The sequence below is a fragment of the Kribbella sp. NPDC050241 genome (assembly GCF_044459685.1).
Taxonomy (GTDB): Bacteria; Actinomycetota; Actinomycetes; order Propionibacteriales; family Kribbellaceae; genus Kribbella.
Genome location: NZ_JBITJE010000002.1, coordinates 842961 through 865439 on the forward strand (window position 1 = coordinate 842961; position 22479 = coordinate 865439).

The following is a 22479-nucleotide window of genomic DNA, read 5'->3' on the forward strand; positions in this document are numbered from 1 at the left end:
AAGCTACAAGGTCAGTCCAGGCGCAGCGAGTGCAGAACGAACGACGCGAGCTCGCGGTAGGCCTCGGCGTCGTTGAGACCGGTCCGGCGGGCGATGTCGCCGCGCTGGATGGCCTGCATGGTGTGCGCGACCATCTCGGCCGCGAACGCGATGTCGACCTGCCGGAACGACTTGTTGTTGATCCCGTCCTCGATCAGCGACCGGACCCGGTCGGCCGCGATCCGGGTGTTCCGCTCGTACACCGACCGGGCCGGCGCGAACGTCGCGACGTCGTCCAGGAAGGTCCGGCTGGCCGGCCGGAGCGCGTCCGCGACCGCGTTCAGGTACGCGGCGATCCGCCGGTCGTGCCGGGTCTGCCGGGCGACCGCGGATTCGACCTGGGCGGTGGCATTCTTGAAGTAGTGCTTCACCACCTCGACGGCGAGCTGCTCCTTGCTCGGCGCGAGCGCGTACAGGGTTGTCTTGCTGCAGCGCAGCTCGGCGGCCAGGTCGTCCAGGGTGAACCGGCTGAAGCCCTGCTCGAGGAACAGGGTCAGGAGCCGGTCGAGCAGTTCGGACTGCCTGCGGGTACGGCGCCCCGGAACGACTGTTGTCATATCGAGACAGCATAGAACGATACGGAACTATGTGCTTCAGTATCGTTACGAGTATCATTTCGTCAGCCGTTGAGAGGGGTACCTGATGGCTGTCGATCGTCTCCTGCCGACCGAGGAATCCACCGATCTGCTCGCGCTGGTCCGTGACCTGTGCGCGCACGAACTCGCGCCGCACGCCGCTCAGGCCGAGGAGAGCGAGACCTTCCCGCGGGATGCGTTCCGCACACTCGGCAAGGCCGGCCTGCTCGGCCTGCCCTACCCGGAGCAGTACGGCGGCGCCGAGCAGCCGTACGAGGTGTACCTGCAGATGCTCGAGGAGATCGCCGCTGCCTGGATGTCGGTCGGCGTCGGGGTCTCCGTGCACACAATGACCAGCTACGGGCTGGCCACCTTCGGGACCGAGGAGCAGCGGGCCCGGTTGCTGCCGGACATGATCGGCGGCGAGCTGCTCGGGGCGTACGCGCTGTCCGAGCTGCAGGCCGGCTCCGACATCAGCGGGATGACCACGCGCGCGGTCCGCGACGGCGACTCCTACGTCCTGACCGGCACCAAGGCGTGGATCAGCCACGGCTCGCACGCCGACTTCTACACCACCTTCGCCCGTACGTCGCAAGACCCGAAGCGCGGCATCTCCGCCTTCCACGTGCCGGCGTCCGCCGAGGGCCTCAGTTTCGGCGCGCCCGAGCGCAAGATGGGCCTGACCGGGTCGACCACCACGCTGGTCAACTACGACCAGGTCCGGATCCCGGCTGCCAACCTGATCGGAGCCGAGGGTGAGGGGATGCGGATCGCCCTGTCCGCGCTCGACTCCGGCCGGCTCGGCATCGCGGCGTGTGCGGTCGGTCTGGCCCAGGCCGCGCTCGACGTCGCCGCGGCGTACGCGCTGGAGCGGCATCAGTTCGGTCAGGCGATCGCGGACTTCCAGGGCGTTCAGTTCCTGCTCGCCGACATGGCCGCCGCGGTCGAGTCCGCGCGGGCGACGTACCTGCAGGCCGCGCGCCGCCGCGACCTCGGCCGCTCGTTCACCCAGCAGGCCGCGATCGCGAAGCTGATCTGCACCGACGCCGCGATGAAGGTCACCACCGACGCGGTCCAGGTGCTCGGTGGGTACGGTTACACCCGCGAGTTCCCGGCCGAGCGGTACATGCGCGAGGCCAAGGTCACCCAGATCTTCGAAGGAACCAATCAGATCCAGCGGCTGGTGATCAGCCGAGATCTCCTGAGGAGTGTTCGATGAAGCTTGGCCCGTCCGACGTCGCTCTGGTCACCGGTGGCGGTTCCGGTCTCGGTGAGGCGACGGTACGGCGGCTGGCCGCCGACGGAGCCGGGGTCGTGATCGTGGACCTGGCGTCCTCCGCGGGCAAGGCGATCGCCGACGAGCTGGGCGACCGGGTGGTGTTCGCGCCGGCCGACGTCACCGACGAGGCGGCTGTGACGGCAGCGCTGGACGCGGCCGCCGGGCTCGGCACGCTGCGGGTGGTCGTCACCTGCGCGGGCATCGCGACGCCCGGCCGGGTCGTCGGCCGGAAGGGCCCGTTGCCGCTGGCAACGTTCCGGCAGGTGGTCGAGGTGAACCTGATCGGCACCTTCAACGTGCTCCGGCTGGCCGCCGAGCGGATGATCGCGCAACCGCCCGGCGACGATGGTGACCGGGGTGTCGTGGTAATGACCGCGTCCATCGCGGCGTACGACGGTCAGGTCGGGCAGGCGGCGTACGCGGCGAGCAAGGGCGGCATCGTCGGCCTCACCCTGACCGCGGCCAGAGACCTTGCGGACAAGGGGATCCGGGTCGTCACCATTGCCCCGGGCACCATGGAGACACCGATGCTGGCGGGCCTCCCGGAGGAGACCCGCACGGTCCTCGAGCAGCAGGTCCCGCACCCGTCCCGGCTCGGCCGCCCGGCCGAGTACGCCGCTCTGGTCGGTCACATCATCGACAACCAGATGCTCAACGGTGAGGTCATCCGGCTGGACGGCGCCCTGCGGATGCCACCGCGCTGATCACTCCGGTTCGGACAAGGTCGGGGTGGGCAGCGCAAGCTTCTCGTCCGGCTTGGCCGCCAGCACATCCTCCACGTAGGAGCGCGCGGCTTCCATCGTGTCGATCTCGTGGCCGGCCTGCTCGGACAGGAACCAGCGGTGTTCGAGCACCTCGTGGAACACCTCGGCCGGCTCGAGCTTGCGTTTCAGGTCGCGCGGGACCGAGCGGACCACCGGCTCGAACACCGTGGTCAGCCACTGGTGCGCGACGATCTCCTCGTCCTCGTTCTGCTGGTCGGTCGCGGCGGAGAACGCGTCCAGATCGTTCAGCAGCCGGCGGGCCTGGTTCTCCTCGACGTCCAGGCCGGTGAGCCGCAGCAGCCGGCGCGAGTGGTGCCCTGCGTCGACGACCTTCGGCTGGATCCGGACCTGGCTGCCGTCCCAGTCGGTGATGATGTCGATCTCGGCGACGTCGAAGCCGAGCTCGTTCAGCCGCCGGATCCGCGAGTCCAGCCGGTGCATCTCGTCGGTGGTGAACTCCTCCGGCGCGGTCAGCTCGGCCCACAGCGCCTCGTACCGCTTCTGGATCGACTCGACGGTCTCCTGCGGGTCGATGTCCGGGTCGAGCAGCCCGCCCTCCTGCAGGTCGAGCAGTTCGCCGAAGAGGTTGATCTCCGCGGTGTAGAGATCGTGCGCCCGCTGGCCGTCAGAGATGTCTTGGTGCAGCTCGCCGGTCTCGGCGTCCACCAGGTACGCCGCGAAAGCGCCGGCGTCCCGGCGGAACAACGTGTTGGACAGCGAGCAGTCGCCCCAGAAGAACCCGAGCAGGTGCAGCCGGACGATCAGCGCGACCAGGGCGTCGATCAGCCGGTTCACCGTATCCGGACGCAGCGTGCTGGAGAACAGAGCGCGGTAGGGCAGCGAGAACTGCAGGTGCCGGGTTATCAGGATCGAGTCGATCGGCTCACCGTTGCGGTCCAGCCGGTCGGTGATCACGCCGACGGGCTCGACCGAGGGCGACTCCAGCCGTTCCAGGTCGCGCAGCAGCCGGTACTCGTGCAGCGCGAGGTGCTCCATCACTTCCTTGATCGCGTACACGCTGCCGTTGACCCGGACGAACCGGACCACGTGCCGCGAGATACCGCGCGGCAGCGCGACCAGCTGGTCCTCGGGCCAGTCCTCCAGGGGCACGTCCCACGGAAGCGACAGCAGACCGGTGTCCGGGCGGGTGGCGACGAATCGGGGCACGGCTCCAAGTCTGTCAGGAATCCTGAGAGTTCAGGGAGGTACGCAAGCTATTGCAAGAACTTGCGCGATCAGGCGTAGAGTTTGCGTTATGACACGACGACTTGCAGAGGTGGCCAAGAAGGTCGGCGTCAGTGAAGCCACCGTGAGCCGGGTCCTGAACGGGAAGCCGGGTGTGTCCGAGGCGACCCGGGAAGCGGTGCTCACCGCCCTCGATGTCCTGGGCTACGAGCGTCCCACGCAGCTGCGCGGCGACCGGGCCCGGCTCGTCGGGCTGGTGCTGCCGGAGTTGCAGAACCCGATCTTCCCGGCGTTCGCCGAGGTCGTCGGTGGCGCGCTGGCGCAGCAAGGTTTCACGTCCTTGCTCTGCACCCGCACGGTCGGCGGCGTGTCCGAGGCCGACTACGTCGACCTGCTTTTGCAGCAGCAGGTGTCCGGGGTGGTGTTCGCCGGCGGCTTCTATGCCCAGGCCGACGCACCACACGCGCACTACGAGCTGATCCAGGAGCGCAAGCTGCCGACCGTCCTGGTCAACGCGGCGGTCGATCACCTCGGCTTCCCGCAGGTGTCCTCGGACGACTTCGTCGCCGCCGAGATGGCGATCGGTCACCTCCGCGCACTCGGCCACCGCCGGATCGGCATGGTGCTCGGGCCGCGCGACCACATCCCGTCGCGGCGCAAGCTGGACGCGTTCATGGCCGCGGACGAGGCGGATCCGGAGTTGGTCGAGCACACCATGTTCTCGCTCGAGGGTGGGCACGCGGCCGCGACCCGGCTGGTCAACAACGGGGTCACGGGCATCGTCTGCGCCAGCGACATCCTCGCGCTCGGCGCGATCCGCGCGGTCCGCCGGGCCGGCCTGTCCGTGCCCGACGAGGTCTCCGTGATCGGGTACGACGACTCCGCGATGATGAACTGCACCGACCCGCCGCTGACCACGGTCCGGCAGCCGATCGACGCGATGGGCCGGGCCGCCGTCGACATGCTGGTCGCCTTGATCGAACGGGCCGCCGTACCTGCCGACGAATTGCTGTTCGAGCCGGAACTGGTCGTCCGGGCCTCCACCGCACGCGCCAGGATCTGACCCACCACCCTCTCTGCAGCCGCTGACCGGTCACCGGTCGGCGGCTGCTGCCGTCTGCCCTGCGCGAGCCACCTTCCCATCTGAAGTCATGTTCTTGCAATCTTCTATTTGAGTATTGCGCAGTGCTGTCGAGTTGCCTACGGTGTCCGCAAGATCGAGGGAGAGGGTGGATCGATGAGGACAACGCGGCGCGGGCTCAGCCTGCTGCTGGTCGCGGGACTCGGGCTGGTGGCCGCGTCCTGCGGGTCGGGGGACGACGAACCGAGTGCTCAGGCATCAGCGAGCAGCGACGGCCCGGTGACCATCACGGTCGGCTGCCAGCCGCCGAAGAGCAATCCGAAGGAGCGGGAAGGCTGGAACGCCGACGTGGCCGCGTTCCAGCAGCAGCACCCGAACATCACCATCCAGAGCAAGGACGCGTTCCCCTGCATCAACCCGGACACCTTCCAGGCGAAGCTGGCCGGCGGCAGTCAGGAGGACGTGTTCTACGTCTACTTCACCGACGTCCAGAAGATCATCAAGGCCAAGCAGGCCGCCGACATCAGCCAGTACGTCGGTGACGTCAAGGCCGTCAAGGACCTGCGGCCGGACGTGATGGGCGTGTTCAAGGACGGCGACAAGACCTACGGGCTGCCGCGCAACAACTACAACATGGGCCTGGTCTACAACCGCAAGCTGTTCACCCAGGCCGGCCTGAACCCGGACAGCCCGCCGAAGACGTGGGGCGAGGTGCAGGAGGCGGCGAAGAAGATCGCCGCGATCGGGCCCGGGTACGTCGGCTTCGGTGAGTACTCCGCCGGCAACACCGGCGGCTGGCACTTCGCCGCTTCGCTGTACGCACGGGGCGGGTCGATGGTCAGCGACGACGGCAAGACCGCCGCGTTCAACAGCGCCGAAGGCAAGGCGGTGCTGGAGAACCTCAAGCAGATGCGCTGGAACGACAACTCGATGGGCAGCAAGCAGCTCCTCCAGTGGGAGGACCTGATGCGGATGATGGGTTCCGGCAAGCTCGGCATGATGATCGGTGCGCCGGACGTCGTGCAGGGTGTGAACAACGACTTCCAGGGCAAATTCGAGGACTACGGCGTCACCGCCGTACCGGAGTCCGAGGGCAAGACGTCGCTGAGTGGTGGCGACGGCTACATGTTCAACCCGAAGGCGACGCCGGAGAAGATCAAGGCCGGCCTGCTGTGGCTGAACTTCCACGAGCTGACGCCGGGTCAAGGGCAGTTCAACTACGCGCGGGCCAAGGAGCAGGGACGTCCGGTCGGGCTGCCGATCCCGGACCTGTACGGCGACTCCGCGCCAGGCAAGCAGATCGTTGACCTGCGCAAGCAGTACGCGACGGTCCCGGTCGACCACTTCTCGCCGTACGTCGCGGCGCAGTCGACCATCACCAACAAGCTCGAGCCACCGAAGGCGCAGGAGCTGTACGCCGTCCTGGACGTGGCGATGTCGGCCGTCCTCACGCGAAAGGATGCCGACATAGACAAGCTGCTCTCCGATGCGGAGGGCAAGGCCAACAAGATCCTGGCCAAGAACACCTGATGGTGGACAACCGAACAGAAGCCCGCCGACCCCGCTCCGCGGGGCCGGCGGGCGGTGGGGGAGGAGACCTCCGGGCCGGTGGCGATGCAGGAGCCGGACGCCGCAGATGGGCCCGGCGCGGCGCCGAGCGCCGCGGCTCTGCGGAGGGCACGTCGGGACGTGGGCGCCGCGGCTCTGTGCAGGGCGCTGGGCGCCGCGGCTCCGCGGAGGGCACGTCGGGAGGTGGGCGCCCCCTGGCTGGGGTGGGCGTTGCTGATCAACCCCCCATCCCCGACAGCCAGGGTGCTTTGCGGAGAGCACTCGGGCGGAATCTCACGGCGTACGGGTTCTTGTGTGGGGCGTTGATCTGTTTCGCCTTGTTTTCTTGGTATCCGATGGTGCGCGAGGTGGTTCTCAGCTTCCAGGAGAACAACTTCGTCGACCCGGGGAAGTGGGTCGGGTTCGACAACTTCCGGACCGTGATCGAGGATCCAGCATTCCGGTCCGCGTGGCTCAACACCGCGGCGTTCAGCGGTCTCGCCCTCGTGATCGGGTACGCCGTGCCGTTCGTGCTGGCCGTCGTACTCAACGAACTCAGGCACGCGAAGGCCTACCTGCGGTTCGTCGTCTACCTCCCGGTGATGCTGCCGCCGGCCGTCGCCGTCCTCCTGTTCAAGTGGTTCTACGACCCAGGCTCCGGCCTGTTCAACCAGATCCTCGACGTCTTCCACCTGCCGCCGCTGAGCTGGCTGGACTCCACCAGTACGGCGCTCGTGAGCCTGGTGCTGGTGTCCACCTGGATGAACCTCGGCACAGGCACGCTGATCTACCTCGCCGCGCTGCAGAGCATCCCGGGCGACCTGTACGAGTCGGCCGAGCTCGACGGCGCCGGCCTGTTCCGGCGGGTGTGGCACGTGACGATCCCGCAGACCAAGCTGATCCTGCTGGTGATGTTGCTGCTGCAGGTCGTCGCGACCATGCAGGTGTTCATCGAGCCGTACCTGCTGACCGGCGGCGGCCCGGAGAATGCGACCGTCACGGTCGCCTACCTGATGTACCAGTACGCCTTCAACTTCGGCGACTTCGGTGGCGGCGGCGCGCTCGGCCTGATGCTGATGCTCGTCCTGCTGGTGTTCTCCACGATCTACCTGCGCGTATCGCGCGAGGAGGAGGCCCGATGAGAACCTTGGTGTCGCCGCTCGCGCTGCGGACCCCGCGCGGCCGGCTGATCTACTGGACGATCCTGACGGTCGTCGTGGTCGGCTTCACCGGCGCGTTCGTGTTCCCGCTGTACTGGATGGTGACCGGCGCGCTCAAGTCTCCGGACGAGTTGGCCCAGATCCCGCCCAGCTTCTTCCCGAAGTCGTTCGACCTCGGGGTGTACGCCGATGCCTGGGAACAGCTGCAACTGGGCGTCTTCCTGAAGAACACCGCCCTGTACGCCGGTGGCGCGTGGCTGTTCACGCTCGCCGTCGACGTCACTGCGGCGTACGCGCTGTCGAAGCTCCGGCCGTTCTTCGGCAATCTGATCCTCGGCGCGATGCTGGCGACGCTGATGATCCCGCCGATGGTCCTGCTGCTGCCGACGTACCTGGTGGCCAAGGATCTGCCGATCTTCCACTTGAATCTGCTCAACACCCCGTGGGCGATCTGGTTGCCGGCGGCAGCGAACGGTTTCTTCGTGTTCCTGCTGAAGCGGTTCTTCGACTCGATCCCGCGCGAACTGCTGGAGGCGGCGGAGATCGATGGTGCCTCGCCGCTGCGGATCCTGTGGTCGATCGTGCTGCCGGTGTCGCGGCCGATCCTCGGTGTGGTGTCGATCCTGTCCGTCGTGACGGTGTGGAAGGACTTCGTCTGGCCGCTGCTGGTGCTGCCGGAGACGGACAAGATGTCGATCAGTGTCGGCATCGCGTCGCTGTCCGCGCAGATGCCACAGAACGTGCTGATCGCGTCGCTGGTGATCGCCAGCCTGCCGACGATCCTGGTGTTCTTCGTTTTCCAAAGAAGCATTATGGCCGGCCTCACTGCCGGAAGTCTCAAAGGATAGGAACAACATCCCGCCCCTCGCTCCGCTCGGGGCGGGATGGAGAGGGCGGGTCTGACCGCCGGAAGTCTCAAAGGACAAGGGGATTCGATGGCTGACGAGTGGTGGCGCGACGCGGCGATCTACCAGGTGTACCTGCGCAGTTTCGCCGATGGCAACGGTGACGGGATCGGCGATCTGGCCGGTCTGCGCGAGCGGCTGCCGTACCTGGCCGAGCTCGACGTGGACGCGATCTGGCTGAACCCGTGGTACCCGTCCCCGATGGCCGACGGCGGGTACGACGTCGCCGACTACCGCGCGATCGACCCGGCCTTCGGCACGCTCGAGGAGGCTGAGGCGTACATCGCGGAGGCGCACGCGCTGAACATCCGAACCATCATCGACATCGTCCCGAACCACGGGTCCGATCAGCAGGACTGGTTCGTCCAGGCGTTGCAGGCCGGTCCGGGGTCGCCCGAGCGTGAGCGGTTCCTGTTCCGTCCGGGACGCGGTGAGCTGCCGCCCAACGACTGGCAGTCGATCTTCAACGGCCCCGCCTGGACCCAGGTGGAGGACGGTGAGTGGTACCTGCACCTGTTCGCCCCGGAGCAGCCGGACTTCAACTGGCGCAACGCCGAGGTGGTCGAGGAGTTCCACGCGATCCTGCGGTTCTGGCTGGACCGCGGCGTCGACGGGATCCGGATCGACAGCGCCGCCGTACTGTTCAAGGACCTGGACAGTGTCGAGGAGTCGTACACCGACCACGACGAGGTGCACGACGTGTACCGCGGCTGGCGGCAGGTCACCGATGCGTACGCCGGCCGGTTCCTGGTCGGCGAGATGTGGATGCCGGATCAGGAACGGTTCGCGCTGTACCTGCGCCCGGACGAGATGCACACGGCGTTCAACTTCGACTTCCTGTCCCGCCCGTGGCAGGCCGACGAGCTCAAGGCGTCGATCGACCTCACGCTGACCACGCACGTCCCGATCGGAGCCCCGCCGACCTGGGTGCTGTCCAACCACGACGTCACCCGGCCGGTGACGAAGTACGGGCGCCCGGACACGTCGTTCTCACATCAGGACCGCAAGCACGGCATGCGTACCGACCTCGTCCTCGGCGAACGGCGCGCCCGCGCCGCGGCCCTGCTCGCGATGGCGCTGCCGGGTGCGGTGTACGTCTACCAGGGCGAGGAGCTCGGTCTGCCGGAGGTTGAGAACCTGCCTGACGAGCTGCTCCAGGACCCGATCTTCGCCCGCTCCGGCGGCACCGACCGCGGCCGGGATGGTTGCCGAGTGCCCCTACCGTGGTCGGGCAAGGAACCGCCGTTCGGATTCGGAACCGGTACGCCGTGGCTTCCGCAACCCGCCGACTGGAAGAACCTCACCGTCGAGTCCCAGCACGACGACCAGAACTCGATGCTCACCCTCTACCGCACCGGCCTGGCACTCCGCCGCACCTACCTCGGCGACGGGACGCTCAGCTGGCTCGACTCGCCATCGGGTGTGCTGACCTTCCAGCGGGAGAACCTGACCTGCGTCACCAATCTGACGGCCGCCCCGGTCGACCTGCCGCCGCACGACGAAGTGCTGCTGACCAGCACCCCACTCGACGCCGGCAGGCTCCCAACCGACAGCACAGCCTGGGTCAAGTAGTTGCCGGACCGGTCCAAGGAGCGACATCGAGTGAGCCCCATCTGTTCCGCCGATTGCGGAGATGAGCCGTGATCAGCTCGGCGATCCAGCGTGCCCGGCTCCGTAGCGAATCAGGGATCTTGTCTTCGCTGACGGCGTGATCGAACGCGGCCGGAATACGTTCTTTGATGGCTCTTGCTCTGCTCACGGATTCGTCGGGGCTCAGGCCGAGGCGGCGTCCGGTGATTGCCCAGTCCTGGTCGGTCACTGCAGCCATGTCCCACGTGTCGCCGATCCTCATCGCCGACTTGAGCCCTCGCTCTTGGTCGTAAGGCAGCATTGTCGCCACGTCGTAAAGAGGTGCCAGCCGGATGTCGCGAGAGCCGAGAAGGACAGAAAAGTTCTTCGCATGGGCGTCCGTGGCCCCGATGGCAACGTTGTAGACGATGTAGTCGAACATTCTCCGGAGGTTCTCCCGCCGCGAGACGCTGAGGCTGCTTCTGGTCAGCAAGTCGCCGATCTGCCGGATGCCCGGTCCACCATCTTCTTGATACTTCTTGATCGGAGGAACAGCCAGTGCTTGGCACATGTCTTCTTGGTGGAGCCGCTTCCATCGCCCCTCGGAGTCCAGCACGCGGTCGTAGCGGTGCGAGATGAGTACTTCGTAGCGGTCGCCGGCCAGTAACTCGGTTGATGCAGCGGGCAGGTCACACAGCTGTGCGGCTCTGAGACAGAGATGCTCATTGAGATGATGGCCCTGGTAGTTGGGCATCGACGGTTTGAGGATGTGTGTGGTTGGCGTCGAGTCGTGCGGGACTCCCCAACGCCCTTCCGGCGATCGGAACAACGCGACCTTGCTCTGCGCACCGGCGAGGCTCCACCTGCCCGTGTTCCGCCCTGGATCCCATGCGTCAGGGCTTTGAGCGAGTTCTGCCAATGTCTTGTCCAAGGCATCGTCACTGAGCCATTCGATGTCCCCTTGGCGGTTGGCGGCATCATGTGAGGCAACGTCCTCGGGCAGGATCTGGACTGCCCCCGCAGCGTCTCGGCCGATGTGTCGCAGCAGCGCGAAAGGGTTGTTCGGTGAGACGCCGTACTTGCGCCCGAGACGCTGGAGAGCGGCCTCGCTGTCGGGAAGCAGACCGGAGACAAAGGCGCGCGCCGGCTTGTTGGGATGCGCTTGTGCGGCCTTCGGCATCGAAAGGGAAAGCGGCGGGGTCCTCGGGTCCACACGGTAGTTGTCGTCGTACTCGAATGTCAGCCGGCCTTGTTGACTCTGGTGGAGGATCCCCGTCTGGATGCCGTCGAGATAGACGACGAGTCGATCCTCAGCCATTCTCGTCGCTTCCCTCTGATCGTGCTGACTGTGTTGGGCGGTTGGAGGTCTCATCAGGCGTGGGCGTGGCACCTGTCAGACCGGCCAAGACGTCATCCCAGGTAGTCCCATGGGACGTGTCGTCGGGCTCGCTCTCAGACGCGGTGAGTGCCAGACCCACGGCCGCGAGCGTGTCGAGCACCAGTTGCATCTCCAGGCGTGGGTGTCCGTGCTCGAGTCGCACCAGCCATTCGCGTGACACTCCCGCTTGCCGGGCAAGCTCGGCTTGAGTGAGGCGACGTTTGACTCGGGCATCGCGTACTGCGGCGCCTACGTCGCTGACTGTGTGGAGCTGCATGGCTCCCGCCTCCAAGATGTGATCGTACGTCCACATTAGCAAATGTTGCCGTACGTCCACAATTGAGTATGTGGCCGTACGGCAACATCTCACGATGTCGTCGTACGGCCACAGGTCCAGCGGTGCCTCAAGTGAGGGGACGGAATCGGCGCAGGCGGAGGCTGTTTGAGACGACGAAGACTGAGCTGAAGGCCATTGCGGCTCCGGCCAGCATCGGGTTCAGTAGTCCGGCGGCGGCCAGCGGAAGCGCAGCGACGTTGTAGGCAAAGGCCCAGAACAGGTTGCCCTTGATGGTGCGCAACGTGCTGCGGGACAGGCGGATGGCGTCCGCCGCCGCTCGCAGGTCGCCGCGGACCAGGGTCAGGTCGCTGGCCTCGATCGCCACGTCGGTGCCGGTGCCCATGCTCAGGCCGAGGTCGGCCTGGGCCAGGGCAGCGGCGTCGTTGACGCCGTCACCGATCATCGCGACGACCCGGCCCTCGCCCTGCAGCAACTTCACCGCGTCGACCTTGCCGGCCGGCAGTACTTCGGCGATCACCTCGTCGATGCCGACCTCGGCCGCGACCTTCTGTGCCACTGCCTCGTTGTCGCCGGTCAGCAGCACCGGCCGCAGTCCCAGTGCCTTCAGCTGGCCGATGGCCTCTGCCGACGTCGGCTTCACCGTGTCGGCGACCACCAGGACCGCTCGTGCCTCCCCGTCCCATCCGACCGCGACCGCCGTACTGCCCTCGGCCTCGGCGTGGTCCTTCGCGTGCGCGAGGTCGTCGGGCAGGTACTGGCTCCACTCCTCCAGCAGCCGCGTGCGTCCGACCAGGACCGCGTGCCCGTCGACGATGCCCTGGACTCCAAGGCCTTCGACGTTCCCGAAGTCCTCGACCTCGGGCAGCTGCCCGAGCTCGGCCTGGGCACCGCGGGCGATGGCCTGCGCGATCGGGTGCTCGCTGGAGTGCTCCAGCGCGCCGGCCAGACGCAGTACGTCGGCCCGCTCCTGCCCGGGAGCCAGCAGTACGTCGATCAGCTCCATCCGGCCCGTGGTCACGGTGCCGGTCTTGTCCAGGACCACAGTGTCGACGCGACGTGTGGACTCCAGGACCTCCGGACCCTTGATCAGGATGCCGAGCTGCGCACCGCGGCCGGTGCCGACCATCAACGCGGTCGGCGTGGCCAGCCCGAGCGCACACGGGCAGGCGATGATCAGTACGGCGACCGCAGCGGTGAACGCCACCTCGACCGGGGAACCGTTGCCGAGCCAGAAGCCCATCGTCGTCAGCGAGAGCCCGATCACGATCGGCACGAAGAACCCGGACACCTTGTCCGCCAGCCGCTGGACCTCGGCCTTCCCGTTCTGCGCGTCCTCGACCAGTCGCGCCATCTGCGCCAGCTGGGTGTCGGCGCCGACCCGGCTGGCCCTGACGATGAGCCGACCGCCGGCGTTCACGGTGGCGCCGACGACCGCGTCGCCCGGGCCGACCTCGACCGGGACGGACTCTCCGGTCAGCATCGACGCGTCGACCGCGCTGCTGCCGGTCACGATCACGCCGTCCGTGGCGATCTTCTCGCCGGGCCGGACGACGAACTCGTCACCCACGGCCAGCTGGTCGGCCGGGATCCGCACCTCGGCCCCGTTCCGCAGTACGGCGACGTCCTTCGCGCCGAGCTCCAGCAGCGCTTTCAGGGCCGCGCCGGACCGGCGCTTGGCGCGGGCCTCGAAGTACCGTCCGGCCAGGATGAACGTGGTCACGGCGGTGACGACCTCGAGGTAGATCTCCTCCGCGCCGGTGCCGCGGGACGGGATCAGCGTGAACGGCATCGTCATCCCCGGCTCACCGGCGGAGCCGAGGAACAGTGCGTACAGCGACCAGAGGAACGCACTGACCACGCCCAGCGAGATCAGCGTGTCCATCGTGGTGGCGCCATGTCGCAGGTTCGTCCAGGCGGCCTTGTGGAACGGCCAGGCCGCCCACGTCGCCACCGGGAAGGCCAGCGTCAGCGACGCCCATTGCCAGTAGTCGAACTGCAGCGCCGGGATCATCCCGAACGCGATCACCGGCACCGCCAGCACGATGCTGGCGATCAGCCGCTCGCGCAGCGGCTTCAGCTCGTCCGGCTCGTTCTCGTTGCCGTCGGCAACCGCAGGGGCCGGCAGGGTCGCGGTGTAGCCGGTCTTCTCCACGGTGGCGACCAGGTCGTCGGTGGTGATGCCGGCCGGGTACGTCACCTTCGCCTTCTCGGTGGCGTAGTTGACGGTCGCCGTGACGCCGTCCATCCGGTTCAGCTTCTTCTCCACCCGGGCGGCACAGGAGGCGCACGTCATGCCACCGATGATGAGTTCGACGGAATCACTCATGGCAAGCCTCCTCAGTGGCCGTGCGGGGTCTCTTCGTGCCCCGGGGCGGTCGTGGTTGTCGTGGCTGTCGGCACCGGTGTCGGCGGCACGATCGTGGTCCCGTTCGGGCCCACCTTCACGGTGAACTCGGCGGTGTGCACGGCACCCGCGTGCTGGAAGTCCAGGAACAGGCTGTACGTCGCGGCGGTCGGGAAGGTGGTGCCGAAGGTGATCTCGGGGCCGCCCTTCGACCCCGGCTCGGCGTGTTGTGCCGGGTGGTTGTGCAGGTAGGCGAGGTCGCCGCTGCGCAGCGAGACCAGGTGCCCGAAGGCGCCCAGGTACGGCTGCAGGTCGGTGACCGGCTTGCCGCCCCGGCTGACCCGGAACGTCAGCTCGGATTCCTTCCCCGCGACCGGAGTGCCTGACAGCGTCACGTCGTACCCGTCGAAGCTGTAGATGCTCGCCGGCTCGCTCAGCGGGACCGGGATGTAGAGACCGGAGACGTTGACGTCGGTGCCGAGCGTCAGGCCGCGGTCCAGTCCGGCCGGCTGGAAGTCGGCGTACAGCCGCCAGGTGCCGCCGGCGGTGAAGGTGAACGGGATGCTCCACGTCCCGCTCGCGTCCATGGTCGGGTGCACGTGGTGGAAGCCGGACAGGTCACGCCGGACCACGATCAGGTGCGAGTCCTTCTCGTGGGTCTTCGTGTACTGCGTCACCGGCTTGCCGTCCGGTCCCTGGATCGTGAAGCGCAGTTGGGTCTTCGCGCCGGACTGGTAGAACGTCGTCGCCGGCGCGAAGGTGTAGCCGGCGTCGGACACCGCCAGCCCGGGCAGCTGCCCGGGGGCATCGTGTCCCGCGCCGTGTCCTGAGGTCTGCTCCATACCGCCCATTTCCTCTCCGTGAGCCGGAGCCGCGGGCGTGTCGGCCGCCGCGATCGGGTCGACCGCGGAGCCGATCGCGTACGCCGCCCCGAAGGCGAGCGCCAGCGCACCGGCGAACGCGCCGAGCCGGAGCGCGACGGCCCGGCTCACGACGCCGCCAGTTCGTAGCCCGCCTCGTCGACGGCCTCGCGAACGGCGGCCTCGTCGAGCGCGGACTCACTCGTCACGTGCACCGCGGAGGTGCCACCCGCGACGAGGTCGATGCTGACCTCTTGCACGCCGGCCAGCTTGCTGAGCTCCTCGGTGACCGCCGCGGTGCAGTGGCCGCAGGTCATCCCGGAGACGGAGTAGATCGTGGTGGTCATAGCGGTGCTCCTAGCTCGAATGCGTTCAGGTGTGTCAGCTGCGGACCAGGCGGGCGATCGCGTCGGAGGCCTCGCGGACCTTCTCCTCGGCCTCGGCGCCACCCTTCTGCGCGGCCTCGACCACGCAGTGGGACAGGTGCTCGTCGAGCAACTCGAGGGAGAAGGACTGCAGTGCCTTCGTCGCGGCCGACACCTGGGTGAGGATGTCGATGCAGTACTTGTCCTCCTCGACCATCCGCTGCAGGCCGCGGATCTGGCCCTCGATCCGCCGCAGCCGCTTCAGGTGGCTGCTCTTCTCGGCGGTGTATCCGTGCACATGAGCGTCGGCGTCGGTGGTCATCTCAGGTTCCTCCAGCGGTCCGCGGCTACCCCTCGGGGGTATGTCGACAGGCATGAAGTTACCCCCTTGGGGTATCGAGCGCAAGTGCTCGGCTGATACGGGTGGGGGGTATCACATCGAGCGGTCCGGCAACAAACCTGTCACGCTGTGCGTCTGCCACCAGACGAGAGGGGCACGATGCCGGAACTGGCGATCAGTACGCGCGGTCTGCGCAAGACCTACCGGACCCGGCTGGGTCGCAAGGTCGTCGCGGTCCAGGGTCTCGACCTGGACGTGCCGGCCGGGGGAGTGCACGGCTTCCTCGGGCCGAACGGCTCGGGCAAGACCACGTCGATCCGGATGCTGCTCGGCCTGATCCGCGCTGACGCCGGGACGATGACGGTGTTCGGTCGCCGCGTGCCGGCCCAGTTGCCGGAGGTGGTCGGCCGGGTCGGTGCGATCGTCGAGTCGCCCAAGTTCTTCCCGGCGTTCACCGGTGAGAAGAACCTGCAACTGCTGGCCGAGGCGATCGGCGTACCCCGCCGGCGGGTCGGCGAGGTACTCGAGCAGACGTCACTCGCGGAGCGCGGCGACGACCGGTTCCGCTCGTACTCGCTGGGCATGAAGCAGCGGCTGGCGATCGCGGCCACGCTGCTCAAGGAGCCCGATCTGCTGATCTTCGACGAGCCGACGAACGGGCTCGACCCGGCCGGCATCCGGGAGATTCGCGAGACCATGCGCGGACTCGGCAACCAGGGCCGGACGGTGCTGGTGAGCAGTCACATCCTCGCGGAGGTCGAGCAAGTCGCCAACACCGTGTCGATCATCGGCCACGGCCGGCTGCTGGCCTCCGGCACTGTCGCGGAGGTGATCGGCGGCGGTACGACGACCACGGTCAAGGTTGCCGTGGACAACCACGAGGCGGCGACCCGGATCCTTGCCGCGGCAGGGATGACGGTGCGGGCCGATGGCAACTATCTGCTGGTGGACGGCGCCGGGCAACCGGCCGAGATCACGCGCCGGCTGGCGCATCAGGAGCTGTACGTGTCCGAACTCGTCCCCGTCCGCGCGGACCTCGAGTCCGTCTTCCTCGAGCTGACCGCGGAGGAGAAGATCTGATGGTCCGTCTCACCACTGTCGAGTTGCGCCGGCTGGTCGCGCGGCGGATGACCGTCGTCGGTGTGATCGGCCTCCTGCTGATCACCCTGCTCCTGTTGTTCGCGACCTGGCTGGAGGCACGGCCGTCGTCGCAGGAGGAGCAGCGTGCGGCCCAGTCGCAGTACGAGATCGCCCATCAGCAGTGGGTGGACGGTCACGTGGCGAACGAGGCCGCGTGCAACGAGCAGTGGGAGAAGCAGCCCGATCCGAAGCCCAAGCGCGAGGACATGTGCAGCTACCCCGAACCGAGGCCGGAGGAGTTCGGCAGGCCGCCGACGGTGTTCGCCGAGCTGATGCCCGAGCTGCTGCACGGACTGTCGTACCTGCTGCTGTTCGCTGCGTTCCTGCTGGGCGCGAGCTTCGTCGCCGCCGAGTTCAGCACTGGTGCCATCGGCAACTGGCTCACGTTCGAACCACGCCGGCTACTGGTGTACGGCAGCAAGCTGCTGGCGGCCGCGATCGGATTCGTGCCGGTGGCGGTCGTCGTCCTCGGAGTCCTCGTGGTCGGCACCTACCTGATCGTCGACCAGCTCGGCAGCACCGCGACCACGACCGGCAAGGTCTGGGGTGATCTGCTGGCGACCGCCGGGCGAGCCGTCGTACTGACCGCGCTGGGCGCGGCTGTCGGCGGCGTGGTCGGCCTGCTGCTGCGGCACACCGCGGCCGCGATCGGTCTCGCGATGGGGTACCTGGTCCTGGTCGAGGCGATCTTCGGCAACCTGCTGAACAAGGTCCAGCCGTGGCTGGTGAAGCTGAACTTCGACGCGTTCATCCGCCACGACACGACGTACTACGTCAACCAGTGTTCGTCGACCAGCGACGGCGGCTACTTGTGCAACAGCGTCGTGAAGACGCTGACGTTCGAACGCGGTGCGTGGTACCTGGGCGTCCTCGCGGTCATCTTGGTGGTCTTCGGCGCCGCGGTGTTCCACCGCCGCGACATCAACTCCTGAGCCGCCGCATCCGTCCGAACAGCGCCACACCGACAGCGACCGCAACGGCTACGGCGGCCAGTGCCAGGCCGCGCCACAGACCGGGTGGCGTGTAGCTGCAGTCGATCCGGTCGGCCGAGTCGCCGAGTGGTACGGCGATCAGACCCCCGAAGTCCCGGGGAGTCTTCGCTGCGCCGTCTCCGGCGGAGCAGCTCCAGCCGGGCAGCTTCGGTACGGCGACGACGGCGTACCCCTGGCTGCCCGCCGGGAGGGTCGCGCTGATCGAATGACCGCCCGCCTCGACGTCGGTCGCCCCGGTCGAGCGCAACGTCTCGACCGCCTTCGCCAGCGCGGGCTCGTCCAGGCAGCCGATCGCGCCCCGCGGTGCGAGGCCACGCTTCGCGTTCCCGAGGAACTTGACCTCCACGGACGCGGCGCCGGACGCCGGCGTAGTACCGAGGCCGACCACCCCGCTGTTCGTCGTCACGCCTGGCCGGCGGCTCGCGAGCAGGTCCGTCCATTTGGCGTCACCGGTCTGCCGCACCTGACCGACCGTGTGCGGCAGGTTCAGGAAGATCTTGGAACCCGGGCGGCACTGCCCGACGAGCATGACGTTTCCGCCGCCGGGCATCCGGCTGCCCTTGTACTCCGGCACCTGGTAGACCTGGGTCCCGAGCAGCCGGTCCTGGGCGACGAAGACGTTCGGCGCCTGGGTCATGCCGAGCTGGGGCCGGACCGTGACGAGCGGCGGTACGGTGGCGCGGGTGAACTCCGGGTCGCCGCCGTTCAGGTGCATCCGGGCCCCGACCGAGAAGATCGCGTCGACCACCGGGTTGTCCAGGTCGCGGTTCGCCCTGCCGTAGCCGGTCCAGCCGAAGCCGATATTGGTCAGTGTCTCGTTCAACGAGTACGGCAGCAGGCTGCTGTAGAGACCCGGACCCTGCCCACCGAGCAACACCGGGTCGTTCGGCGTCACCGTGGTCCCCGGGTCAGTCCGGTACGACGGCCAGTCGCCGGCCGCCTCCAGCGCGTCGAACCGCTGGGTCTGCCGCTCGTCCCAGGGACGCAGCGACGCGCTGAGGATTTCCTTGCGCTGCGCGTCCGTCACCACGGCGGACCAGGTCGTCTCCACCGCGACGACGGCCAGCACGAGCGCGAACGCCGCTGCCACCGGCCACTTCGACCGTCTCAGCGAAAGCGAGCGACGTACCGCCCAGATGATGGTGAGCGCTACCAGGGTGACGGCGCCGGAGATGATCAGCACGGTCACGGCGTACTCGGTCAGGTAGGGGCTCCCGTCCGACAGCACCGCGATCACGGCGACCAGGGCGCCGCCGCCGAGCAGGGCGATCGGACCGGGCAGGCGGTACGCAACCGACAACCAGCCCATGACCACGATCAGGCCGCACAGGACGAACGCCTCGCGATACTGGCTGCCGTTCGGCGTGTCGAAGCCGTGCCACATCGACTGCGTCGGCGCCCACCGGAACGACAGCGTGACCAGGACGGTGGTCACCACCCAGACCAGCTTGGTCCGGATCGGCACCGCCCGGTTGAACGGCAGTGTGCAGGCGAGCAGCAGCGCGACCGTTCCGACGTACAGGCTGGCCGTGCGGCCGACGCCCTCGGACAGCGGGAGCAGGCGGGACAGGAACTCGCTCAGCTCGTTCGGCGTGAAGATCCCGGGCGGCGACGGTGTTGCGTCGCCGTTGGCCATCAGGACCGGGAGCAGGATGGGCGCCGACAGGGCGATCCCGAGAACGAACGAGATTCCGTGCCGGACGACGACGCGCAGCCGGTCCACCCAGCGCAGGTCGCTGGTCAGCAACCGTGCGATGAGGTAGATTCCGCCGGCGATCGTGGCCATGTAGGCGGTGTAGAAGTTGGAGACCCAGAAGACGCCCACCACCAGCACGCTGACCAGGCGGTTGGTCCTTCGCAGTGACCATTCTGCGACCAGGAAGAACAACGGCAGCGCGATCAGACCGTCCAGCCACATCGGCACGTACGCGCCGTCGTCGATCGCCCAGCCACAGACGCCGTACGAAGCTCCGAGAATTACTGCAACCCAATGGGGTCCTCGATGCATCTTGATGAGTAGCACCGCCATCGCGGCGGCGGCGAGGCTCAGTTTCAGGACGGTGATGACGTAGACGGCCAGATCGATCTGGTCGCGGGGGAACAGCCCCACCAGCAGCGACAGGGGGCTGCCCAGGACGACGCCGTAGTCGCCGAGGAAGCCGACGCCGAAGCCGCTCTGCCAGTTGAAGAACAGGTCGCCCTGTGCGCGGCCGTGCAGGACGTCCCAGAGATGGGCGAAGAATGGGATGTACTGCGTGCCAAGATCATTGGTACTGCGGGACACAGAACCGAAGGGAAAGGTACCGCGGATGACTCCGGAGGCGGCGAACACCGCCGCCACCACTAGCCCGGCCACCAGCGCCGCTCTGCCCGCCTGGGCAGGCCGGTCCTGTACCGCCGTGCCTTGCTCCGATCCCACAGCCCGCCCCTTTGTTCGTTCGCCCCGGCGTGCAAAGCTAACGCCTAGTTCAGGTCTAGACAAAAATCGCATCGGCGCGGACGGGTGGGATCGATGAGAACGACGATGCGACTGAGTCTGGTCGTGCCATGCTTCAACGAGGCCGAGGTGATCGCCAGATTCCACCAGGCCCTCAGCCGGGAACTGACCGCCACCGGGCGTCCGTACGAGATCGTGTACGTCGACGACGGCAGCGCGGACGGGACGCTGGACGCGCTGGTCGAGCTGGCCGCCACGGACGAGTCGGTTCGCTACCTGTCCTTCAGCCGGAACTTCGGCAAGGAGTCCGCGATGCTGGCCGGCCTGCGCTACGCCAGCGGCGACGCCGTGGTGATCATGGACGCGGACCTGCAGCACCCGCCGGAGCTTGTCGGCCGGATGCTGGAGCACTACGAGCGTGGTTTCGACCAGGTGATCGCGCGGCGGACCCGGGTCGGCGACCCGGCGACTCGGACGCTGTTCGCCCGGACGTACTACTGGCTGATCAACCGCTGGGCCGACGTCGAGCTGATGGACGGGGTCGGCGACTTCCGCCTGCTGTCCCGGCGCGCGGTGGACGGGCTGCTGGAGCTGGGCGAGTACAACCGGTTCTCGAAGGGGCTGTTCGCCTGGATCGGGTTCGAGTCGATCCTGTTCGAGTACGAGAACGTGACGCAGACCGACCGGAAGAGCCGGTGGACGTTCCGGCGGCTGCTCGAGTACGGGCTGGACGGGCTGCTGTCGTTCAACAACAAGCCCCTGCGACTGGCGATCTACGTCGGTGGTGTGCTCACCGCGATCGCGGCCGCCTACGCGGTCTGGGTGATCGTGGTGGCCGCCGTGAACGGGGTGAAGATGCCGGGGTACGTCACGCTGATCGCGGCGATCACCGGTCTCGGCGGGCTGCAGATGGTGATGCTCGGGGTGATCGGCGAGTACATCGGCCGGATCTACTACGAGACCAAGCAGCGCCCGCACTACCTGCTCAAGCAGACCAACATGGACCCGGCCGACCGTCTGGACAAGACACCGGCCCCGGTTGGCAGAGCCACCCGAGGCCGGCGTGTGATGTAGAGCCGAGGATCAGGCGGTCAGCCGCTCGTCGGTGGAGGTGGAGAACAGGTGCAGCTTGTCCGGCACCGCCGCGAGGTGGATGGTCGAGCCCTTCTCGACCGGCATCCGGGCGTCGATCCGGGCGACGATCTGCTGGTGCTCGTTGTTGTGCTCTGCGGTGCCGTACAGGTACGCATCGGCGCCGAGCTCCTCGACCACGGCCACGTGAACCGGCAGGCCCTGGTCGGCGACCTTGAAGGCCTCCGGGCGAACGCCCACGGTCAGGGTCTTGTCGCTGCCGGCCTTGGACAGGATGCCGCGCTCGATCGGGATGACGTAGTCGCCCAGCTTCGCGCCGCCGTCGGTGATGTCGGCGGTAATCAGGTTCATCGCCGGTGAGCCGATGAAGCCCGCGACGAACTTGTTCTTCGGGTGGTCGTACAGGTTCAGCGGGGTGTCGACCTGCTGGAGCAGACCGTCCTTGAGGACGGCCACCCGGTCGCCCATCGTCATGGCCTCGACCTGGTCGTGCGTGACGTACACGGTCGTGACCCCGAGGCGCTGCTGCAGCTCGGCGATCTGGGTACGGGTCTGCACGCGCAGCTTGGCGTCGAGGTTGGACAGCGGCTCGTCCATCAGGAAGACCTGCGGGTTACGGACGATCGCGCGGCCCATCGCGACACGCTGACGCTGACCACCGGACAGAGCCTTCGGCTTGCGCTCGAGGTACTCCTCGAGGCCGAGCAGCTTGGCCGCCTCCATCACGCGCTTGGCGCGGTCCTCCTTGGAGACACCCTGCATCTTCAGGGCGAAGCCCATGTTGTCCGCGACCGACATGTGCGGGTAGAGCGCGTAGTTCTGGAACACCATCGCGATGTCCCGCTCCTTCGGCGGACGGTGCGTGACGTCGCGGTCGCCGATGTAGATGGAGCCCTCGTTGACCTCTTCGAGGCCGGCGAGCATCCGGAGCGAGGTGGACTTGCCGCACCCCGACGGGCCGACGAGAACCATGAACTCGCCGTCCTCGATCTCGAGGTTGAGCTTGTCGACGGCGGGGGTGTCACCACCCGGGTAGATCCGGGTTGCCGACTTGAAAGACACAGTGGCCATGACGATTACTTCCCTTCACCGGCAGGAACGTGCCGGACGATCCGAGTAAAGGCCCCC

At 67.7% G+C, this 22479-nt stretch carries 20 protein-coding genes; 10 read left to right on the top strand and 10 right to left on the bottom strand.

The annotated features are described in order from the left end of the window. Positions 1-11: 11 nt before the first annotated feature. Positions 12-596 (bottom strand): TetR/AcrR family transcriptional regulator, encoded by a 585-nt coding sequence (locus tag ACIBG5_RS11920; protein WP_360452677.1) that lies wholly within the window; start codon positions 594-596, stop codon positions 12-14. A gap of 85 nt (positions 597-681) precedes the next feature. On the opposite strand from ACIBG5_RS11920, the gene ACIBG5_RS11925 reads away from it, so the two are divergent. Both ACIBG5_RS11925 and ACIBG5_RS11930 read left to right on the top strand, forming a co-directional pair. After that, positions 682-1833, top strand: coding sequence for an acyl-CoA dehydrogenase family protein (locus ACIBG5_RS11925; protein WP_396391537.1), 1152 nt, complete (start codon positions 682-684; stop codon positions 1831-1833). Next, a complete protein-coding gene (locus ACIBG5_RS11930) occupies positions 1830-2597 on the top strand; it encodes an SDR family NAD(P)-dependent oxidoreductase (protein WP_396391538.1) in 768 nt (255 codons plus the stop codon). The genes ACIBG5_RS11925 and ACIBG5_RS11930 overlap by 4 nt, the downstream gene beginning before the upstream one ends. Here the strand turns inward: ACIBG5_RS11930 and ACIBG5_RS11935 are convergent, their stop codons facing one another. Beyond that, positions 2598-3845, bottom strand: a complete 1248-nt coding sequence (locus ACIBG5_RS11935; RefSeq protein WP_360452794.1) for a DUF4032 domain-containing protein — start codon at positions 3843-3845, stop codon at positions 2598-2600. A 67-nt stretch (positions 3846-3912) separates the two neighbouring features. Between ACIBG5_RS11935 and ACIBG5_RS11940 the strand changes: the two genes are divergently transcribed. The 5 genes from ACIBG5_RS11940 (at position 3913) to ACIBG5_RS11960 (ending at position 10108) form a co-directional block, all read left to right on the top strand. Beyond that, positions 3913-4905 carry a LacI family DNA-binding transcriptional regulator gene (locus tag ACIBG5_RS11940; protein WP_396391539.1) on the top strand — a complete coding sequence of 331 codons (993 nt, stop codon included), beginning with the start codon at positions 3913-3915 and terminating at the stop codon, positions 4903-4905. Positions 4906-5079: 174 nt separating this feature from the next. Beyond that, the gene (locus tag ACIBG5_RS11945; protein WP_396391540.1) at positions 5080-6453 is read left to right on the top strand and encodes an ABC transporter substrate-binding protein; all 1374 of its coding nucleotides are present in this window, start codon (positions 5080-5082) and stop codon (positions 6451-6453) included. Between the two features lie 374 nt (positions 6454-6827). Beyond that, positions 6828-7613 carry a carbohydrate ABC transporter permease gene (locus ACIBG5_RS11950; RefSeq protein ID WP_396391541.1) on the top strand — a complete coding sequence of 262 codons (786 nt, stop codon included), beginning with the start codon at positions 6828-6830 and terminating at the stop codon, positions 7611-7613. Beyond that, entirely contained in the window at positions 7610-8479 is an 870-nt protein-coding gene (locus ACIBG5_RS11955) for a carbohydrate ABC transporter permease (protein ID WP_396391542.1), read from the top strand. Before ACIBG5_RS11950 ends, ACIBG5_RS11955 begins: the two co-directional genes overlap by 4 nt. An 87-nt stretch (positions 8480-8566) precedes the next feature. After that, entirely contained in the window at positions 8567-10108 is a 1542-nt protein-coding gene (locus ACIBG5_RS11960) for a glycoside hydrolase family 13 protein (protein WP_396391543.1), read from the top strand. Here ACIBG5_RS11960 and ACIBG5_RS11965 read toward each other — a convergent pair. The 6 genes from ACIBG5_RS11965 to ACIBG5_RS11990 all read right to left on the bottom strand — a co-directional run bounded on the left by ACIBG5_RS11965 (position 10101) and on the right by ACIBG5_RS11990 (position 15672). Next, entirely contained in the window at positions 10101-11423 is a 1323-nt protein-coding gene (locus tag ACIBG5_RS11965) for a type II toxin-antitoxin system HipA family toxin (protein ID WP_396391544.1), read from the bottom strand. The genes ACIBG5_RS11960 and ACIBG5_RS11965 overlap by 8 nt on opposite strands. Then, positions 11416-11796, bottom strand: coding sequence for a helix-turn-helix domain-containing protein (locus tag ACIBG5_RS11970; RefSeq protein WP_396391545.1), 381 nt, complete (start codon positions 11794-11796; stop codon positions 11416-11418). The genes ACIBG5_RS11965 and ACIBG5_RS11970 overlap by 8 nt, the downstream gene beginning before the upstream one ends. Positions 11797-11887: 91 nt before the next feature. Beyond that, entirely contained in the window at positions 11888-14107 is a 2220-nt protein-coding gene (locus ACIBG5_RS11975; RefSeq protein ID WP_396391546.1) for a heavy metal translocating P-type ATPase, read from the bottom strand. Between the two features lie 11 nt (positions 14108-14118). After that, a complete protein-coding gene (locus ACIBG5_RS11980) occupies positions 14119-15117 on the bottom strand; it encodes a hypothetical protein (RefSeq protein WP_396391547.1) in 999 nt (332 codons plus the stop codon). Then, complete coding sequence (locus ACIBG5_RS11985; RefSeq protein WP_360452697.1) at positions 15114-15332, bottom strand: heavy-metal-associated domain-containing protein; 219 nt, start codon at positions 15330-15332, stop codon at positions 15114-15116. Before ACIBG5_RS11985 ends, ACIBG5_RS11980 begins: the two co-directional genes overlap by 4 nt. Before the next feature lie 34 nt (positions 15333-15366). Further along, entirely contained in the window at positions 15367-15672 is a 306-nt protein-coding gene (locus tag ACIBG5_RS11990; RefSeq protein WP_131353076.1) for a metal-sensitive transcriptional regulator, read from the bottom strand. Between the two features lie 177 nt (positions 15673-15849). Between ACIBG5_RS11990 and ACIBG5_RS11995 the strand changes: the two genes are divergently transcribed. Together ACIBG5_RS11995 and ACIBG5_RS12000 are read left to right on the top strand one after the other, a co-directional pair. Continuing rightward, complete coding sequence (locus ACIBG5_RS11995; RefSeq protein ID WP_396391548.1) at positions 15850-16770, top strand: ABC transporter ATP-binding protein; 921 nt, start codon at positions 15850-15852, stop codon at positions 16768-16770. Next, positions 16770-17762 (top strand): ABC transporter permease subunit, encoded by a 993-nt coding sequence (locus tag ACIBG5_RS12000; RefSeq protein ID WP_396391549.1) that lies wholly within the window; start codon positions 16770-16772, stop codon positions 17760-17762. The genes ACIBG5_RS11995 and ACIBG5_RS12000 overlap by 1 nt, the downstream gene beginning before the upstream one ends. Here the strand turns inward: ACIBG5_RS12000 and ACIBG5_RS12005 are convergent. Continuing rightward, positions 17752-20241, bottom strand: coding sequence for a YfhO family protein (locus ACIBG5_RS12005; protein ID WP_396391550.1), 2490 nt, complete (start codon positions 20239-20241; stop codon positions 17752-17754). The two genes, ACIBG5_RS12000 and ACIBG5_RS12005, sit on opposite strands and share 11 nt — an antisense overlap. A gap of 93 nt (positions 20242-20334) precedes the next feature. Here ACIBG5_RS12005 and ACIBG5_RS12010 point away from each other — a divergent pair, with 93 nt between their 5' ends. Next, entirely contained in the window at positions 20335-21333 is a 999-nt protein-coding gene (locus tag ACIBG5_RS12010) for a glycosyltransferase family 2 protein (protein ID WP_396391551.1), read from the top strand. 9 nt (positions 21334-21342) lie between these two features. Here the strand turns inward: ACIBG5_RS12010 and ACIBG5_RS12015 are convergent, their stop codons facing one another. Continuing rightward, positions 21343-22422: a sn-glycerol-3-phosphate ABC transporter ATP-binding protein UgpC gene (locus tag ACIBG5_RS12015; protein ID WP_360452707.1), complete on the bottom strand. Its 1080-nt coding sequence runs from the start codon at positions 22420-22422 to the stop codon at positions 21343-21345. Between the last annotated feature and the right edge of the window lie 57 nt (positions 22423-22479).

Coding starts and splice junctions, on each gene's coding strand:
- ACIBG5_RS11920 (WP_360452677.1), bottom strand. CDS start 596: ATGACAACAGTCGTTCCGGGGCGCCGTACCCGCAGGCAGTCCGAACTG.
- ACIBG5_RS11925 (WP_396391537.1), top strand. CDS start 682: ATGGCTGTCGATCGTCTCCTGCCGACCGAGGAATCCACCGATCTGCTC.
- ACIBG5_RS11930 (WP_396391538.1), top strand. CDS start 1,830: ATGAAGCTTGGCCCGTCCGACGTCGCTCTGGTCACCGGTGGCGGTTCC.
- ACIBG5_RS11940 (WP_396391539.1), top strand. CDS start 3,913: ATGACACGACGACTTGCAGAGGTGGCCAAGAAGGTCGGCGTCAGTGAA.
- ACIBG5_RS11945 (WP_396391540.1), top strand. CDS start 5,080: ATGAGGACAACGCGGCGCGGGCTCAGCCTGCTGCTGGTCGCGGGACTC.
- ACIBG5_RS11950 (WP_396391541.1), top strand. CDS start 6,828: ATGGTGCGCGAGGTGGTTCTCAGCTTCCAGGAGAACAACTTCGTCGAC.
- ACIBG5_RS11955 (WP_396391542.1), top strand. CDS start 7,610: ATGAGAACCTTGGTGTCGCCGCTCGCGCTGCGGACCCCGCGCGGCCGG.
- ACIBG5_RS11960 (WP_396391543.1), top strand. CDS start 8,567: ATGGCTGACGAGTGGTGGCGCGACGCGGCGATCTACCAGGTGTACCTG.
- ACIBG5_RS11965 (WP_396391544.1), bottom strand. CDS start 11,423: ATGGCTGAGGATCGACTCGTCGTCTATCTCGACGGCATCCAGACGGGG.
- ACIBG5_RS11970 (WP_396391545.1), bottom strand. CDS start 11,796: ATGTGGACGTACGATCACATCTTGGAGGCGGGAGCCATGCAGCTCCAC.
- ACIBG5_RS11975 (WP_396391546.1), bottom strand. CDS start 14,107: ATGAGTGATTCCGTCGAACTCATCATCGGTGGCATGACGTGCGCCTCC.
- ACIBG5_RS11985 (WP_360452697.1), bottom strand. CDS start 15,332: ATGACCACCACGATCTACTCCGTCTCCGGGATGACCTGCGGCCACTGC.
- ACIBG5_RS11990 (WP_131353076.1), bottom strand. CDS start 15,672: ATGACCACCGACGCCGACGCTCATGTGCACGGATACACCGCCGAGAAG.
- ACIBG5_RS11995 (WP_396391548.1), top strand. CDS start 15,850: ATGCCGGAACTGGCGATCAGTACGCGCGGTCTGCGCAAGACCTACCGG.
- ACIBG5_RS12000 (WP_396391549.1), top strand. CDS start 16,770: ATGGTCCGTCTCACCACTGTCGAGTTGCGCCGGCTGGTCGCGCGGCGG.
- ACIBG5_RS12010 (WP_396391551.1), top strand. CDS start 20,335: ATGAGAACGACGATGCGACTGAGTCTGGTCGTGCCATGCTTCAACGAG.
- ACIBG5_RS12015 (WP_360452707.1), bottom strand. CDS start 22,422: ATGGCCACTGTGTCTTTCAAGTCGGCAACCCGGATCTACCCGGGTGGT.